The organism is Cyclobacterium sp. (genome assembly GCF_014762705.1).
Classification (GTDB): Bacteria; Bacteroidota; Bacteroidia; order Cytophagales; family Cyclobacteriaceae; genus Cyclobacterium.
The window spans coordinates 40,442-56,450 of sequence record NZ_JABURL010000056.1; the positions used below are offsets into that span (position 1 = coordinate 40,442).

General features: G+C 43.1%; 13 protein-coding genes. 11 read left to right on the forward strand and 2 right to left on the reverse strand.

Features of this window, described 5'->3' with window-relative positions:
* Window positions 1-51: 51 nt before the first annotated feature.
* The 4 genes from HUJ21_RS10700 (at window position 52) to HUJ21_RS10715 (ending at window position 4,839) form a co-directional block, all read left to right on the forward strand.
* Window positions 52-432, forward strand: coding sequence for a PH domain-containing protein (locus tag HUJ21_RS10700; protein WP_291369605.1), 381 nt, complete (start codon window positions 52-54; stop codon window positions 430-432).
* 135 nt (window positions 433-567) lie between these two features.
* The gene (locus tag HUJ21_RS10705; RefSeq protein ID WP_291369606.1) at window positions 568-2,019 is read left to right on the forward strand and encodes a sulfatase; all 1,452 of its coding nucleotides are present in this window, start codon (window positions 568-570) and stop codon (window positions 2,017-2,019) included.
* Window positions 2,020-2,057: 38 nt separating this feature from the next.
* Window positions 2,058-2,906 (forward strand): sugar phosphate isomerase/epimerase, encoded by an 849-nt coding sequence (locus tag HUJ21_RS10710; RefSeq protein ID WP_291369608.1) that lies wholly within the window; start codon window positions 2,058-2,060, stop codon window positions 2,904-2,906.
* Between the two features lie 46 nt (window positions 2,907-2,952).
* Window positions 2,953-4,839: a DUF4838 domain-containing protein gene (locus tag HUJ21_RS10715; RefSeq protein WP_291369610.1), complete on the forward strand. Its 1,887-nt coding sequence runs from the start codon at window positions 2,953-2,955 to the stop codon at window positions 4,837-4,839.
* An 827-nt stretch (window positions 4,840-5,666) separates the two neighbouring features.
* Here HUJ21_RS10715 and HUJ21_RS10720 read toward each other — a convergent pair.
* Window positions 5,667-7,178, reverse strand: a complete 1,512-nt coding sequence (locus HUJ21_RS10720; protein ID WP_291369612.1) for a glycosyltransferase family 39 protein — start codon at window positions 7,176-7,178, stop codon at window positions 5,667-5,669.
* A gap of 564 nt (window positions 7,179-7,742) precedes the next feature.
* Between HUJ21_RS10720 and HUJ21_RS10725 the strand changes: the two genes are divergently transcribed.
* The 4 genes from HUJ21_RS10725 (at window position 7,743) to HUJ21_RS10740 (ending at window position 10,146) form a co-directional block, all read left to right on the forward strand.
* Window positions 7,743-7,913 carry a hypothetical protein gene (locus HUJ21_RS10725; protein ID WP_291369614.1) on the forward strand — a complete coding sequence of 57 codons (171 nt, stop codon included), beginning with the start codon at window positions 7,743-7,745 and terminating at the stop codon, window positions 7,911-7,913.
* A 3-nt stretch (window positions 7,914-7,916) separates the two neighbouring features.
* Window positions 7,917-8,045 carry a hypothetical protein gene (locus HUJ21_RS10730; protein WP_291369616.1) on the forward strand — a complete coding sequence of 43 codons (129 nt, stop codon included), beginning with the start codon at window positions 7,917-7,919 and terminating at the stop codon, window positions 8,043-8,045.
* Window positions 8,026-8,262 carry a hypothetical protein gene (locus tag HUJ21_RS10735; RefSeq protein WP_291369618.1) on the forward strand — a complete coding sequence of 79 codons (237 nt, stop codon included), beginning with the start codon at window positions 8,026-8,028 and terminating at the stop codon, window positions 8,260-8,262. Before HUJ21_RS10730 ends, HUJ21_RS10735 begins: the two co-directional genes overlap by 20 nt.
* Window positions 8,263-8,490: 228 nt before the next feature.
* The gene (locus HUJ21_RS10740; protein WP_291369620.1) at window positions 8,491-10,146 is read left to right on the forward strand and encodes a DUF5060 domain-containing protein; all 1,656 of its coding nucleotides are present in this window, start codon (window positions 8,491-8,493) and stop codon (window positions 10,144-10,146) included.
* 325 nt (window positions 10,147-10,471) lie between these two features.
* Here HUJ21_RS10740 and HUJ21_RS10745 read toward each other — a convergent pair whose 3' ends face one another.
* Window positions 10,472-11,533, reverse strand: coding sequence for a carbon-nitrogen hydrolase family protein (locus HUJ21_RS10745; RefSeq protein ID WP_291369622.1), 1,062 nt, complete (start codon window positions 11,531-11,533; stop codon window positions 10,472-10,474).
* Window positions 11,534-12,140: 607 nt separating this feature from the next.
* Here HUJ21_RS10745 and HUJ21_RS10750 point away from each other — a divergent pair.
* The 3 genes from HUJ21_RS10750 (at window position 12,141) to HUJ21_RS10760 (ending at window position 16,008) form a co-directional block, all read left to right on the forward strand.
* Window positions 12,141-12,914 carry a GntR family transcriptional regulator gene (locus HUJ21_RS10750; protein ID WP_291369624.1) on the forward strand — a complete coding sequence of 258 codons (774 nt, stop codon included), beginning with the start codon at window positions 12,141-12,143 and terminating at the stop codon, window positions 12,912-12,914.
* Between the two features lie 310 nt (window positions 12,915-13,224).
* Entirely contained in the window at window positions 13,225-14,481 is a 1,257-nt protein-coding gene (locus HUJ21_RS10755) for an MFS transporter (RefSeq protein ID WP_291369626.1), read from the forward strand.
* Between the two features lie 33 nt (window positions 14,482-14,514).
* Window positions 14,515-16,008 carry an L-fucose/L-arabinose isomerase family protein gene (locus tag HUJ21_RS10760; RefSeq protein WP_291369628.1) on the forward strand — a complete coding sequence of 498 codons (1,494 nt, stop codon included), beginning with the start codon at window positions 14,515-14,517 and terminating at the stop codon, window positions 16,006-16,008.
* Window position 16,009 lies beyond the last annotated feature (1 nt).

Here is a 16,009-nt window from a genome sequence, read left to right on the forward strand (position 1 = left end):
AGATTTATTCTTGTAAATTAAATCTAAACAGATAAGCTGGTAACCAAGGTTATGGGAATATTCAATTCAATATTAGGGAATGCAGGTGCAGTCAATAAAGAAACCCTCCAAAGGGATTATGGAAGAATACTGACTGCAGAAGAGCAAATAGAAACGGGGTTTAAGCTTTTCAGAGATACGTTCATTTTTACCAATAAGAGACTGGTCCTTGTGGACAAGCAAGGAATTACGGGAAGAAAATCCGAATACCTTTCCTTGCCTTATAAGAGCATTTCCCGCTTTAGTATAGAGACGGCCGGGACTTTTGATTTGGATGCAGAATTAAAAATATGGATTTCCAGTGATCCGCAGCCTGCGGTAAGTAAGAAGTTTAATAAATCCGTGGATGTCTATGAAGTACAAAAATTACTGGCGGGTTTTGTACTTGGGTAATCGACACGGTCTATTACCTCAAGCCTGCTTTTTATAGCTTCATATATCCCTTTAACCTGGCAAACCAAAATAACTTACGATGGAGTAAATTTCTTTTGTTTAACGATAATTTTCCGGAATTATATACTACTGCCCATGAAAAACCTGATATTAACCTTTCTATCCATTTTCATTATTTTGCTTTCCTTTTCAGCAATGGCACAACAACGGCCAAATATCGTGCTGATTATGGCTGATGACCTTGGCGGCAGAGACCTGCCGGCCTATGGGAATCGATTCAACGAGACGCCCAATATTGACAAATTGGTCAGTCAGGGTATGCTGTTTCACAACGCTTATGCGGCTCCGGTTTGTTCTCCAACCCGGGCCAGTATACAAGCTGGTCAATATCCTGCCAGAGTAGGCATATTTGACTTTATTCCCGGTCATTGGCGTCCTTACGAAGAGGTTACCGTTCCCCACCATCAGGTTCAGCACCTGCCAGATAAGATTGTTACTATCGGGAATGCCATGCAATCGGCAGGCTATACCACCGGTTATTTTGGCAAATGGCATTTGGGAAATAACCCTGAACACTTGCCCCAAAACAGGGGGTATGATAAAGCGTATATGTATGCAGGTGGTGGTTTCTACCAGCCCCGATTTGTTCCGGAGTATACGTCTGCTGAAGGGGCCCGATTGAGTGAAACCCTCACCAGCATGGGGGTTGATTTCATTGCTGAGAATAAAGAAAATCCATTTTTTCTCTTTATCTCTCATTACGATGTGCACGTGCAGTTGGACGCAGACAAGGACCTGGTTGAAAAATTTCTCAACAAACCGAAAGATCCGGATTATGCAAGCAATGCCGTGTATGCGGCGATGATTTCCCATGTGGACCAAAGTGTAGGTGCTGTCATGAAAGCCGTTGATGAAATGGGCCTGGCGGAGAATACCCTATTTATTTTCTATTCCGATAATGGAGGAGTGGATAACCGGTTTGACAATGTCCCACTCCTGGGAGGGGATAGCAAAGACGTTTATCCGGAAGGTCATCCCCTTCGCTATATTGCCACAAACAATGCGCCGCTGCGGGCAGGGAAGGGAACGCTTTATGAAGGAGGGGTCCGTGTTCCGTTGATCGTTCGCTGGCCGGAAAAGGTAGAAGCTGGGAGTACTTCTGAGGCAATTGTTTCCAGCGTAGACTTTTACCCTACATTTTTGGACCTGGGAAAGGGTGAGCGACCGCCAGATCAGGTGCTTGACGGATATTCTATGGTACCTCCTCTGACAGAAAACAGGTTTGACCCGGAGCGGGAAGTGTTCACCCATTATCCCGTGTACCATCACGAGCAGCCCATGTCGGCTTTGAGAAAAGGCTCCTGGAAAATCATAGAAAACCTGGTTTCCGGAGAGTTTGACTTGTATAACCTGCGGTACGATGTCAACGAAATGACTGACCTTAAATTTAGTTATCTTGAAAAGTTGGCTGAAATGAAGTCAGCATTAAAAAAATGGCAAACAGAAACCAACGCCCAAAACCCGGTTCCTAATCCTGATTTTGACTTAGGCAAAAGGTACGAATGGGGTACCAACCCATTCAGGTAAATGAAGTAAAAACACATCAAAAGTAAAATAAACATACTATGGGAAAGAAAAAGTGGTTATTCATAGCCTTACCGGTACTCTTGCTGGGTATGGCCAGCATGGTAAAAAGCCCTGTTCGCGAACTGTCGCTGAAAAAGAGCGACTGGCACATGGGCGTAGCCTTGTATTCCTTTAACAGATTTCCTTTTTCCAGTTCGTTAGAAAAAGCGAAAGCTGCCGGAGTAACTTACGTAGAAGGCTTTGATTTTCATAAAATGGGTAACGATTTTGGCGACAAAGCCATGACCGATCTTAGCCCCTCAGAGGCAAAAACAGTAAAAATGCTATTGCGGGATAAGGGATTAAAAATGAAATCCATGTACGTAGGAACAGCACAGACTGAAGCCGATTGGCGCAAAGCCTTTGAACTGGCCAAATCCTTGAAGGTCCAATACCTGGTCACAGAACCGAAAAGAGCCCACTGGGATCTGGTGGATGAGCTTGCTGGAGAGTTCAGAATTAAAGTTGCGCTTCACCAGCATTCCAAAGAGGCCGGAAGTATTTACTGGCATCCGGATTCGGTATTGTCAGCGATCAAAAACCACTCCAATTTCGGTGCTTGTGGAGATTTGGGGCATTGGGTCAGAAGCGGACTTAATCCCGTGGAAAGTTTAAAAAAGCTCGACGGTCACCTGATGAGTATTCATCTCAAAGACCTGGATGCTTATGGGCAATCTGCCAAAGACAGGATGGTGGGCGAGGGGATCATTGATTTCGAAGCGGTGGTTGCCGAACTCGGTAGGCAGGGATTTGATGGGGAGGTCTATGTGGAGTGTGAGCATAATATGGAGGATAACCTGAAGGATGTAAGGCATGCGGTAACCTATTTTGACAGTCTAAGTCCTTGAGGCAAGGTCCCTGCTTTCTTTTCAATAAACGTAAACCCAATTTGTCATGTATGCAAAAGTAACTCTTACTGCAGTCATTTACCTGCTTGTGGCTGTTTATTCCGGACCTTTGTCCCTGGCTCAGGATTTGAATTTGGTGGAGAAAGGAAATAGCGGATACCAAATCGTGCTTCCCGAGGATGCAGCTGTTCAGGAAATTCAGGCGGGCATGGTTTTGCAGGATTATTTGCAACGCATTTCGGATGCTATTATTCCGGTAAATCACGATGATGAAGGTGTTTCCGACTTAGAAATCCTCATTGGAAATGTAAACAGACCAGAGGTAAAAGGTATATCCCTTGAAGCACTTGGTCCGGAAGGTCATTATATTGGGACCCGGGGCAAGAAACTAATCATCCTTGGCGGGCCGGAGAAAGGGGTTATCTATGGGGTTTATGCCTTTTTGGAAAATTATTTGGGCTGTAGGAAGTATACCTCCAAAGTGGATCATATTCCACGGCAATCTACCATCCACCTGGAACAGATAAATGAGCTGGAGGTTCCGGTGTTTTCTTTCAGGGAGGTGTTTTATCAGGATGTTTATGATCCTGAATTCATGGATTGGCACAGACTGCATTCCTTTTCCGGCAAAGGGTCCTCTCCCACAGCCTGGGGATATTGGGTGCATACCTTTCACCAACTTCTGGATCCAAAAGATTATGGGGAGTCCCACCCGGAATATTTCAGCTATTATGAGGGCAAACGACACTCCGGTCTGGTTCCTTCCTGGGATGGAAAGAGTGTACAGCCTGAGGCACAGCTTTGTCTTACCAATCCTGAGGTATTGGAAATCGTCTGTAAAAACCTGCAAAAGGCAATTGAACAGAATCCCGGTGCAAAATACTGGTCGGTAAGCCAAAACGACAATGTCAATTACTGCCGCTGTGAACATTGTGCTGCTTTGGATGCCCAACATGCTGCTTTCGCACCGGAGGAAAAGCTTTACGAAACACATGGAAGTGAATATCCTGCCCTGGGAATGGGCTCCATGCTTACCTTTGTCAATAAAGTGGCAGAGCGGTTTCCGGATAAAATTATTTCTACCCTGGCCTACCAATATACCCGGGTACCTCCTAAGGATTTGGTGCCTGCAAAAAATGTAAATATCATGCTTTGCAGCATAGAAAGTACGCGTAATGAACCTCTAGAAACGGGAGACAGGGCTTTCAGCGATGACTTGAAGGGCTGGGGTAAGTTGACAGATAATATTCTGGTCTGGGATTACACCATTCAGTTTTCAAACCTGCTTTCCCCCTTTCCAAACCTGCGCACCCTGCAGCCCAATATCAGGTTTCTCAAGGAAAACCGGGTAAGTGCAGTATTTGAGCAAGGGAATATCCAATCCGGTGGGGAATTTGCTGCGTTAAGAGCCTATTTACTTACTAGATTGGTCAATGATCCGGAAATAGACCTGGAGAAAGAAATGACGGAATTCTTACTGGCCTATTACGGGCAGGCTGCCGGGCATATCAAGGCCTATATCAATTTGATGCATGAGCACAATCAGGGATTCACTGGCCGAAAGCTTTCTATCTTCGGCGGTCCTTTGCAGGAGAGGGATTCCTACTTGACACCGGACCTTATTATAGCCTATAATGGTATTTTTGATAAGGCTGAAAGAGCGGTGAGGGATTATCCGGATCAGCTGGACCGCGTCAGATCTGCACGGTTACCGGTAAGCTTTGCCATGTTGGAGATAGAGAAAGAAAATGCGGCTGAGCAGTGGGGGATTTTGGAGTCAGGGGAAAAAAGAAAGGTGCCAAATGAAATAAGCGAACTGCTTTACGACTTCGTTTACCACTGTATCCGGACCAATGTCAGCAGGCTTTCCGAGTGGCATACGCCCCCGAAGGAATACCTGGAAAAGTATTCAATGGTCAGTTCAAAAGACTGAGTCAATCTTTACCATTTACCGGGTATGGAAGAGGGAGGCTGTTTTTCCGGAGCTCCGAAAACCGTTTACGAATGGTGGGATATAAAAGAAAGGCCCTAGGCCAATGGCCTCTTTGGCTACCTGCCCAATCCCGAACAACACAAACTGGGGCCTACGAAACTTGATTTTTCACCTGTAGGGTACAAGAGGCATTCTCCGACAAAATCGTTGCTCAATTACTGGAATTATTTGGGTATTTGAAATAGAAAACACAAAAATTTCTTTGTTAAATAATATACAGGCTTATTTTAATTGCAATCATTGGATTTGGTTCTCCCGGTTTTGGCTGGAAACATAGGCGATGAATACCTGTTGTCTAATTAAATTTTGATAAATGCCTGCACGCAATAATAGCGGTCTCATGTTGCAGGAATAGGTGGCGGAAATTGTATGCTGAACGCTAAGGTCCGATACGGATTTTCGGCCCATTTTTTACATGAACGATAATTCAAAAACGCTTTACCTCCGACTTTGTAAACTGGCATACAGGATGGTACTTACAGCAAGACACTACCTGAAGTAAAATGGCATAAAAAGTTGTTGGGGTAATAGAATAACACGGAATACCCAAAAATGGATTGCCACACCAGGTACCGAGGCCTGAGGCAGAACGCTTTCCCTGTTCGACAATTCCTTTTGATCAACTACAATTTAAGGAAGGTTATTAACATCGTTCAGACCAGCCCCTAGCCTTTTAACCAATGAAAAATTGCAACACGTCAACTTAAAACTAAAAAACAGAACGTAAAGATTATCAATTAGGTATAAGCAATTAGCTGCAATTTGGACTAGTAAGAGGAAGGAATGTTCGGTCTGTATTCCAATAAGTTTTTCCATATTTGAATCTTCACGGCCCGTCTTGGAATACCATGGTAGGTCGAAAGGAAAGATTCTTCGTGAATTAGTTGTTGAAAGATGGCTCTCCCCTCCATTGAGTCAAAATTCCAGCTTACAAAGATTCCGGTATTCTGTTGTCCGATAAATTTTTCCATTCCATTCCACAGATCAAATTGGTTTTTACGAGACCCCATATTCAACACATAGGTTTGCGGATGTCCCGAAAGGTAAAACGAAAGCTCTGAAGCTGTATGGTAGGAATCTGAAAAAATAAATTCTTCCCGAATAGCGAGACTATCTTTAAGATAATCGATTCTTTCTGCCAAATTTCGATGGCCAAGTAATCTAACGATCACCTTTTGTTCCTTTATTCGGAAATGCTTATTTGACTTCATTTTCGCGAAATCCGGAAGTAAGAATATAACAGGTAAACCAATACTAAGGAAAATACCCCATTTGCTGATTACATTCCAGCTCTTGGTTTGCAGTTCCATCCATTTCCCCAGAGCGATTGCAAATCCACAATAGGCAAATGCTGGCCAGTTAATATTTACTTTGTCAATTAAGCTCAGGCATGCAAACAACAAAAATGCTGATATACCAGGTGCAACGAGAAATGCCAAAACAGCATTCTTTTTTCTTAAAATAAAATATATCATTCCCAGCCAGGACGGTAGTAATAATAAAGATATAATAGCTAATTGCTCGTTCGAATAGATGATAAATCGATTTACAGCATCAGTTATTTCAAAGTGTTTAAGGTCGATACCATCAGCCCCGGCTAATGCTGCTAAATGTTTGAAAGTATCGAAATGGTTTTGCCAGTTCCAGATTACTAAAGGGACCAAGCCCAAACTGCTTATCGAAAAAAAAATAAGAAAATTTACTTGTTGAGAATTCCATTTTTTATTGTAAAACAAAAACAAAAAAAGCGCTGGGTATATCAGTGCCATCACCAATTTTGCCATTAACCCCGCAGCAGTAGCAATACCAGCAGCAACCCACCATCCCTTTTTTTCTTCCTTAATTGCTCTATAAGAAAAATAGATAGTCAAAATCCAAAAAAAGGTAAGGGATGAATCCGTCACATGAAATGTGGAGGCCAGCCACCAGAATGGCATGCCCTGAATGACTGCTGCAGACCAGAAGCCAACTTTCTTTGAATAAAGGTAAGATCCAAAAAGAAACGTAATCCATGCGACTCCTATACCACTTAGAATCGCATTGAGACGAACAGCAATCTCCGTATGACCCATAAGAGAGGTACTAAGTAAATTTAGAACCGCTACTAAAGGGGGTTTCGAATAATAATGCCATGCCATTTTACGCGACCATAACCAATAGTGCGCTTCTTCGGTAAATAAGTTTATTTCCGGTCGAAGGGTAAACAGGATTTTGGTTACAGCCAGACCTAACGTCAATAACCAAAAGTTCAAGGAATATTTTGCTTGGTCTGTAGCCATTGAATATTGACTCAATAAAGGAGGCAAAACTTATCTTGGATTATATAGGTGAACTACAGAATCTTTAAGATTAAGTTAGTTCAATAATGTGACTTTTCAAATGTTTTCAAATCAGGGTTTAATCTTTTGTTTTTTTAATTTGTTATTCTAGCGTCATATGAAGTATAAACTAGAATTAAAGGGATGGTTTACCGACAGTGGCAACTATTATTGCTGATCTAAAAATAATATTATGTTTCGAATAGGTCCCTAAATATCCAACAGGCCTTCTTCTTTCCGAATATGCTTAGTTTGTTGATCCTCCTTCATATGCCTAAATTGATATGCTTTGGAATGTGGGCTGAGTGGCAGAGAAGGCTCCCCTTCAAAATATACCCTTTGTTTCCTTCTACTGAACTAGACGGTCGTTTAATTATTAATTCAACTACCGAATGCTGAGTTTATCCTTACTTATTCTTTCGGCTGGATTTAAAGGCACAGGACATTACAGTCGATGATTTACTGGCTCACTATTTTGAAAACACAGGAGGTATCGAAAACTGGAGGAAGCTTACTACGATGCGGATGAAAGGTTTGATGCACATGCAGGGAATGGAATTTTTGGGAGTAAATACCCAGGCCAGACCCAATAAACAGCGAGCGAAGGTAGACATTCAGGGTCAGTCCATGATTCAGGCATATGATGGAGAAGACGCCTGGTGGTTGTTTCCCCTGCAAACCGGCCCTGATCCATAGTCCATGCCATACGAAATGGCGGAAAGTATGGTAAAAAGCAATTTTGAAGGCGATTTCATCGACTATGCAAAAAAAGGGCATATCGTTGAATTTTTAGGCAGCAGTGAAGTAGATGGTGTACCCCACCTATGAGATCAGACTGAAAAAAGAAAATGGGGAAGTAGTCTATTACTACTTTGACAAAGAATATTTCGTGCCTGTCAAGCCGAGGTCAGAAGCGGCGACAGGCCTGATGAAGGGGCAATTCATCGAAACTTTTCTGAGCGATTATCAGGAAGGGAATGGCATAATGATTCCTCATTTTACAGTAGTGAGCGTGAGTGGTCAAACTGTCCAAAGTCTCACCTAGCAAGAGGTTGAACTGAATCCTGAAGTCGACGAACTGATTTTCTCCCGTCCAAAATAAGAGTAAATCTTTTAGCGCCGAATCTTTCCTGATTCAGACATAATTCGTAATTAACCCTGCTTCGATTAGATGAGCCCTGATTTAGGAAAATCTCGTGAATTTGTTTTAATTCGATATTGCTTTGGCCATTTCAGTTGAAGTATCTATGTGTTTAATCAGGCAGGTATTCCCATGAAACCAATAATCGCTTTTTATCTATTTATCGCTATTTTCTTTTCGTATGGCATCCACTGTGCGGGCCAAAACGTCATTGAAAGAGACTCGAAACAGGCACTTCAATATGGCGTGTACGAATTGAGTTTCCACACTTCCGAAAAAGGGAAAGATCCCTTCAATGAATTGGATCTGAAACTTATTTTTAAATTACCTGGAGGTAGCATCGTTACGGTAGACGGGTTTAATGATGGTGGATCATTGTTTAAGGCGAGAGCCTATTGCAGGGAAACAGGAACCTGGACATGGGAGTCCGAGTCCAATGACCCGGCCATGGATGGCTTGTCCGGATCATTTGAAGTACTGCCCTCTAAGCTGAAAGGGAAGTTGATAGTTCATCCCGGGGATCCGTATCAATTCGCTTATCATAACGGAGATTGGTTTCTGCATATCGGGGATACCGGCTACAGATTTGTCGTAGCTTCAGAACCGCTTTGGAAGGAATACATCGACCAGGCAAGTGAAATGGGCGCAACGAAAATCCGAACCTGGTTTGCTATGGAACGGTCTGCAGTAAGTGATCTTTTTGAGGGAGATGGCAAAACCATCGCCCTCAATTATTGGCGGGAAATAGAACGCCGGATAATATACACCCTGGAAAATCACCCCCATATGGTATTGCAATTGATTCCCTATGCCGAAGATGCCGATCTTATCAACAGCTATGCATCGGGAAATCCAGCCGCCCTCAAAGTCGCCCAGTATGCCCAGGCCCGTTGGTCCTCCTTTCCCAACATCCAATGGACCATGTCAAACGACATGGTCATCGTAACTAAGGATAGTTTATCCGGAAGAGAGGTTCATTTTGAAACCATTAATTTAATTGGCAGAGACATGGCTGCCAGAGAACCCTGGGGAACCTTGCTTACCAATCACCAGTCACGGTTTAAAGGCTATGATTTTGCACAGGAGCCCTGGTCTGATTTTGTAACGCTGGAGGATCTGGATCAGGTAGCTGGATTAAAAATTCTGGAGTACCGTGAAAAAATTAGGCAACCCATTGTTAATGATGAGGACCGGTACGAACTGTATCGTCCTGCTGCTCACAGGCGTTATTTTTTCAGAAGACTGATGTGGGCTTCCCTTCTTTCAGGAGGGCATGCGACCTATGGGGGATTGAGGACCTATGAGGCCTATGGTGGACACAATATTGGGCCCCGTGGCCAGATGAGTAACGATTACATTCCATTTGAAGGGATGGAAAAGGGTGTTTCCGGATATTTTGATGCCAATAAAAGGGGTATTCTTTTCCAGGGCGGGCATGATTTCCGGCATATCCATCGATTCTTTTCTACTGCAGGCATCGATCTGGCAGGGATGCAGCCTGATGATGCCCTGGTGGGCAATGTGCCTTTTAAATACAAAGTTATTCGGGACAAGGAGAATATGATTATTTATTTGGCAAATCCATCGGGAGAAAACCCGGGGACGGATTTCCCTGCTGCAGAGGTTCCTGAGGTTGAATTTTTACTGGAGAATGGTACTTATCAAATACTTTGGTTTGATCCGGATACTGGTTCCTGGGTACGAAGTGGCCGGATAACTGGCGGCCAGCAAAAATTTGTAGCTCCTTCCATTGAAGACTGGGTCCTTTTAATAAAGAAAGTGGACTAGCATTTTAATAAGTTGGTCATTTTAGTGCGTTTCAGAATGTCTTTTTCTGGTTCTATTTTAAATTACCAATGAGATATTTATTTTCCCATATAGCTAATTTTAAATCCTGATACAACGAACATCCCTAAATTCCTACATATTCCAAAAACCTCTTCGTCATCCCGATTTCTGCGTTTTTTAAAATATTAGGTCTCGGAATGGCAGAACTAAGAAACACTACCATATGGCTGGGTAAAAAACAAACCAAAGCCAGGGAGAACGTTTCTTAATAATTAACTGCAAGATTCATTTTTCAAAATGTTTACAAAGAAGTTGGTTTAACAGATCAGTTAGCTTTTTTCAACGTCATTGAATTTCTGGCTTTGATTTGAGCCATTTCAGAATCATGCCGGTGTTGGTCGTAGGTTTTCAGGTTAAATTCTTTCAGGATATCGGCAATTAAGATTTCCGGGGATAAACTTTCAATTATTGACCATTCTTCTTCGTGAAAGTTAGTAATGCGAATATTCCGCCCATATTTCTCCCTGATTTTATCAAAATGCTGAACAAAAGGCCAGGTATGTAAAAATGCTTTTTCCAGGTTAACAGGGGCACAATACCAATTTTTTTCCCAGGACCCGGTTTGAGCCAACTCCCCGCCCGTAATATCCCAGAGTTTGGAACTCCCTTTTCGGGTGCTGGTGGCAAGTACATACCGATGGAGTAAGGCTTTCGCCTGCAGGCTTTGGCCACCTCCATAGGCAGACGGCCAGAAAACGATTTCAGCACCCTTATCCTTCAGCTTTTTCCATCCATCATCCCACATCACATCAAAGCAGATCTGTATGCCAACTTTCCCGAAATCAGTCTGGAATACCGGCGGATCGAGCGGGCCGGGTGTAAGTCCGTTGTTTATTTCATTTTCGGTCAGGTGGATCTTCCGGTATTCACCAACACGAGACCCATTTCTATCTAATAGGACGGCCGAATTAAATATATTGCCGTTTTCCTCCGTGTTTACCGCAACCACCAGGTAACAACGGTTAGCTTTAGCAAAAGCCGCCATGCGGGGCAAAACGTTATTGGAAAGGACTAATTTCTCTGGAAGGCTGTATTTTTTGGCCACGTTAGAGGTATGAAAAACTTCGGGTAAGCAAATTATGTCAGGTTGGTTCACCAGTACTTTTTCCATTATGGCAAAAATCCTTTCAAACATTTCTTCGGCCGTATCCACATAAATATCTGTTTGCGAAATACCTGCCACCCATACTTCCCGTGGAAGCTTTTCCCGAACTTCTGGGTGCTGCATTGACTGGCCTTTAACAGACAGTATACCCATCGATGAGATACCGGCAGTAAGGGCCGCTGTCTTCAAGAATTTTCTACGGTGATTGGGTTTCTTATCCATTGGGTGTCAATTTAATGCTGTCTTATGTAAATCTTGTAAATGAAATGGTCACTGAATTGGTAATTTACCGAACCTTTTCCATTGGTTATAGAAAAGATTTAAGTTTTTGGCTTCCTATCCGGCTATAGGCGAAAAAAGGGATCTTTTTTATGGTAATATCCGCAAAGGGGATCCTCTTGCAAGGAATATAGGCCCTGGGATAAATCCACTTCTTCGGTTTATGTGGACCTAAAGTGAAAGACCCTTGCCTGATTAAAAGCCTGCTCAAGGAGAAATGGCATTTAAGAACCTATAGGTAATTTCAGGTTGTTTTATCATTTTAATTCATGAAAGGGCTTCCGGCCGTTTTTGGCGGATGTAGGTAAAATTTTAAAATATTTCTTAAGGGTTGAAATAGTATATGTTTTGAATTTACATTTACCAGGTAGTTTCAAAAACAATATGGCTACCGCTCCCGGTATGTTTTTTTGGTTCAGCATAGGGTTTATATCATTTTGATTTAATTTTGGGACTTTAATGGGAAAAAAGCTATTGGTGAGCCTGGAATAATCATGCGCGCTCCGGGGCGAAGGGAAACCCGCTAAACAATTGAAAAAATCAGAAATAAATGAAGCCAAAATTCGTCAAGATCAGCGATTGGGTAATTGAGAAGATTCGGTCCGGGGAATTGTTGCCCGGAGATAAAGTCCCATCTGAAAATGAATTGATCCATACTTTTGCTGTCAGCAATACCACTGCCCGGAAAAGCCTTCAATTGATCGAGACAAAAGGCTATGCCCAACGCATAAAGGGGAAGGGGACTTTTGTGTTAAACAAAACGGAAGACCATCATTTGCTAAGGGTTTTAGGTTCCATAGATGCCACCAGGAGAGGGTTTGATGAAGGACTGAAGGTGGAAGGCTTCCAACCAAAGACGGTTGTGTTGGAAAAGACCATTCTGGATCATGGGATTTCGACGGAGATTAGCGGAAAACACTACATTATGGAAGGACCGGTATTGAAGGTACATCAATTAAGGTATGCCGATGATTTATTGCTGAAAGATGAAACCAAATATATATCCATAAAGCTTTGCCCTCGGATCAACATGCTTTCAACGGACCTTTCTTATTTTAAGGTGTACGAAGACAAGTACAATCATAAAATTTCGGATATCAAACAAAACCTAAGTACCATTATCCTTCCCCCGGATGATCAGGCCAATAATTTTGAAGTCAGGGAAGCTTTGCCGGTTTTCGTCTTGGATAGTGTGGTTTTGTGCCAACCCGGGACTGTCCTGGAATTGGAGAAATCAATGTACCGGGGCGATAAATATAAATTTGCCATTATTGCCCATCCTGAATACAATGAGATCGTTCATTCTGGCACAAAAAAGGTTTGATCCGTCAATTGAGCCATTTTTATTCTCACTAATTTTTCCTCTGGGGTTTTTGCATGATCATTTTTTGATTTTCTAGCTACTAAACCTGATCCAGGGGTATTTATTTTCCTGCTTACCAAAACCCTATTAAGTTTTTAACTCATTTAATTTAACATAGTGCGTTAGGATGTATTTTGAGAAGATGTTTACAATAGATTAATATTAGGTTTATCACTGCATTTTCACAATAAAATTGTTAAAATACCATTTGCTCTTGTTTTTTTAAATCAAAGATCATATAATTGTTTTTATAACTTAGAGCGTTAAGTAAATGAACCCAAAAATCCGCTGGTACATATTGATCCTGGTGTTTATAGCCACAGGCTTGAATTTTCTTGACAGGCAGGTATTGTCTATGACGATCATTAAAATTCAGGAGGAGTTGCAAATTTCTGATGTCGAATATGGCTGGGTCAATACCGGGTTTTTGATCAGTTATGCCTTAATGTTTACGGTAGGTGGGCGCTTGATTGATAAGGTTGGTGGCAAGTTAGGATTGGGTTTGTCTGTAGGACTGTGGTCACTTGCCAGTGCGCTTCACGGCATCATGAGCAATTTTTACCATTTACTGGGATTTCGGTTTTTACTGGGTATGGGAGAAGGAGGATGTTTTCCCGGAGCAGCCAAAACCGTATACGAATGGTTTGATAAAAAAGAACGGGCACTTGCCAATGGAGTTGCCATTGGAGGAGCGGCTATAGGAGCGGTCGTAGCTCCACCCCTGACCATAGTGATATCCGGACAATATGGATGGCGCTGGGCTTTTATCATTCCGGGAATCATAGGGGTGGTTTGGGTAATTGCCTGGTTTACGCCTTCCTGGAAGAAAAGCCTGTATGCCGTTTCACGGCGGGAACGGAAACAAGTAGGAAGCCCCATTCAGGTGCCGCTACTTCATTTACTTAAAAACCGGACAGTACAAGCATTTATACTGATCCGTTTTTTATTGGACCCGGTGTTTTATTTTTTGATGTTCTGGGTACCCAAATACCTCAATCAGGAACGGGACCTTTCCTTTGAGAGGATAGGTGAACTCTTTTGGATTCCTTTCCTGGCTCTTGGACTTTCTAATATCATGGGGGGATGGTGTTCGGACAAGTTGGTTTCCAGGAACTTGTCAATTAATGCTGCCAGGAAATGGGTCATGGGTTTTGCTGCCGCCCTCACGCTGGTGGCCCCATTTATCTCCACCGTATCTTCGGTAGAAGTGGCCATTTTGCTCATGTCCCTGATGATGCTTGCCCATGGTTTCTGGATCACCAACTACATAACAGCTATAACAGACATTTTCGGTAAATATGCCACTTCCACGGTGGTGGGACTTTCTGGAACTGCGGGAGCGGTTGCCGGGATGATCCTCAATCCAGTTATCGGTTGGGTGGCGCAAAACTACTCCTATGGGCCTTTATGGCTGGTTTCGGGGATCATGTATCCCCTGGCATTTATCATATTGCTGGTCTTTATTCCAAGGATTGCTACCATGGAATTTGGGAAAGAAGGGCAAATGGGTAAGATCATAAACGAATAACGGACAAAAATTGAAATTTTTAAACATAGAAAAATGAAAAATCCAATGGAAGATGTTAACCAGGTAGCCGGTGGGTACCAGCTCGAACGACGCATGGAATCCAAACCCAGAATAGGCGTATTTGGCGTAGGGTACTTTAAATATTGGGCTCAGTTTGAAGGCCTACTGGAAGATCTTTTGGAAAAACAACGGGTATTCCTGGAAAAATTGGAAATGAATCAGGTAGAAACCGTTGATTTTGGACTGGTAGACAATGCCCAATCTGCCTATGCTTTGGTGCCTAAACTTAAAGCTGCTAATCTTGATTTGATTTTTTGTGACATGCTCACCTATGCTACTTCCAGCACTTTTGGGACAATTATCAAAAATATGGAGGTCCCCATTGTTCTGGTTGCCCTGCAGCCGGACAAAGCCATGGACTATTCCCGTGCCTCAACCTACATGCAATTGTATAATGACGATATCTGTTCCCTTCCGGAATTTGCCGGAGTGGCAGTAAGGTTTGGGAAACAGGTGCCGGAGGTCATCATAGGTACACTTCATGATGATCCGGAGGCAGAGGCTTTGATTGGAGAATATTGCCGGATTGCGAAAGTTTTGCATGGGCTTAAAACAGCCAGGATAGGCCATATAGGGCATCCCATAGAAGCCATGTTGGACATGCATACGGATGCTACCATGCTTACTGCTCATTTTGGTGTACATGTGGTGCAGTGTGAGGCCAATCAAATCGTTCACCAGTATGTCAACAAGGTGAGCGATGCGGAAGTAACCCAGGAAGAAAAACGCATCCTTTCATTCTTCGACACGCCGGACCCCGTGTCTGACCCCATTTCCGAAAAGTTAAAGCCAACCGACTTAAGTGTGGCTGCAAAGGCATCTCTGGCCCTGAAAAAATTCATTGCCGCAGAAGAGCTGGATGGTTTAGCCTACTATTATAACGGGGAAGACAACAGCCCTACCCAATTGGTCATGTCCAACCTGATCGTAGGCAATTCCCTGCTAACCAGTTCGGGTTTTCCGATGTGTGGGGAATCTGACTTAAAGACCTGCCTGGCCATGTTTATCATGGACCGCCTGGGAATAGGAGGAAGTTTTGCAGAGTTTCATCCCGTAGATTTTAAAGAAAACTTTGTACTGGTAGGGCATGATGGTCCGCACAATATCTCCATCGCTCAGGGGAAGCCAGTCTTGCGGAGTTTAAAGAAATACCACGGTAAGCCTGGCTTTGGTGCAGGGGTAGAATTCAAGATCAAGGAGGGGCCCATTACCATGCTGAGCATCAGTTCAACTTACCAGGGGAAATTCAAATTTGTATTGGCCGAAGGAGAATCGGTGGAAGGTCCCATTCCTCCGACAGGGAATACCAATACCAGGGGATTCTTTAAACCCGATGTACGGACCTTTCTTACCAAATGGGTCAAAGAAGGACCCACCCACCATTTCGCATTGGGTATTGGACATCATGCCAGTAGCATTCAGAAAATCGCTAATTACCTGCAGATCGAATCGGTGATTGTGTCATAAA

Excerpts from the sequence above, each read along its gene's own strand:
- HUJ21_RS10700 (WP_291369605.1), top strand. The coding sequence starts at position 52 with ATGGGAATATTCAATTCAATATTAGGGAATGCAGGTGCAGTCAATAAA.
- HUJ21_RS10705 (WP_291369606.1), top strand. The coding sequence starts at position 568 with ATGAAAAACCTGATATTAACCTTTCTATCCATTTTCATTATTTTGCTT.
- HUJ21_RS10710 (WP_291369608.1), top strand. The coding sequence starts at position 2,058 with ATGGGAAAGAAAAAGTGGTTATTCATAGCCTTACCGGTACTCTTGCTG.
- HUJ21_RS10715 (WP_291369610.1), top strand. The coding sequence starts at position 2,953 with ATGTATGCAAAAGTAACTCTTACTGCAGTCATTTACCTGCTTGTGGCT.
- HUJ21_RS10720 (WP_291369612.1), bottom strand. The coding sequence starts at position 7,178 with ATGGCTACAGACCAAGCAAAATATTCCTTGAACTTTTGGTTATTGACG.
- HUJ21_RS10725 (WP_291369614.1), top strand. The coding sequence starts at position 7,743 with ATGAAAGGTTTGATGCACATGCAGGGAATGGAATTTTTGGGAGTAAAT.
- HUJ21_RS10730 (WP_291369616.1), top strand. The coding sequence starts at position 7,917 with ATGCCATACGAAATGGCGGAAAGTATGGTAAAAAGCAATTTTGAAGGC.
- HUJ21_RS10735 (WP_291369618.1), top strand. The coding sequence starts at position 8,026 with ATGGTGTACCCCACCTATGAGATCAGACTGAAAAAAGAAAATGGGGAA.
- HUJ21_RS10740 (WP_291369620.1), top strand. The coding sequence starts at position 8,491 with ATGAAACCAATAATCGCTTTTTATCTATTTATCGCTATTTTCTTTTCG.
- HUJ21_RS10745 (WP_291369622.1), bottom strand. The coding sequence starts at position 11,533 with ATGGATAAGAAACCCAATCACCGTAGAAAATTCTTGAAGACAGCGGCC.
- HUJ21_RS10750 (WP_291369624.1), top strand. The coding sequence starts at position 12,141 with ATGAAGCCAAAATTCGTCAAGATCAGCGATTGGGTAATTGAGAAGATT.
- HUJ21_RS10755 (WP_291369626.1), top strand. The coding sequence starts at position 13,225 with ATGAACCCAAAAATCCGCTGGTACATATTGATCCTGGTGTTTATAGCC.
- HUJ21_RS10760 (WP_291369628.1), top strand. The coding sequence starts at position 14,515 with ATGAAAAATCCAATGGAAGATGTTAACCAGGTAGCCGGTGGGTACCAG.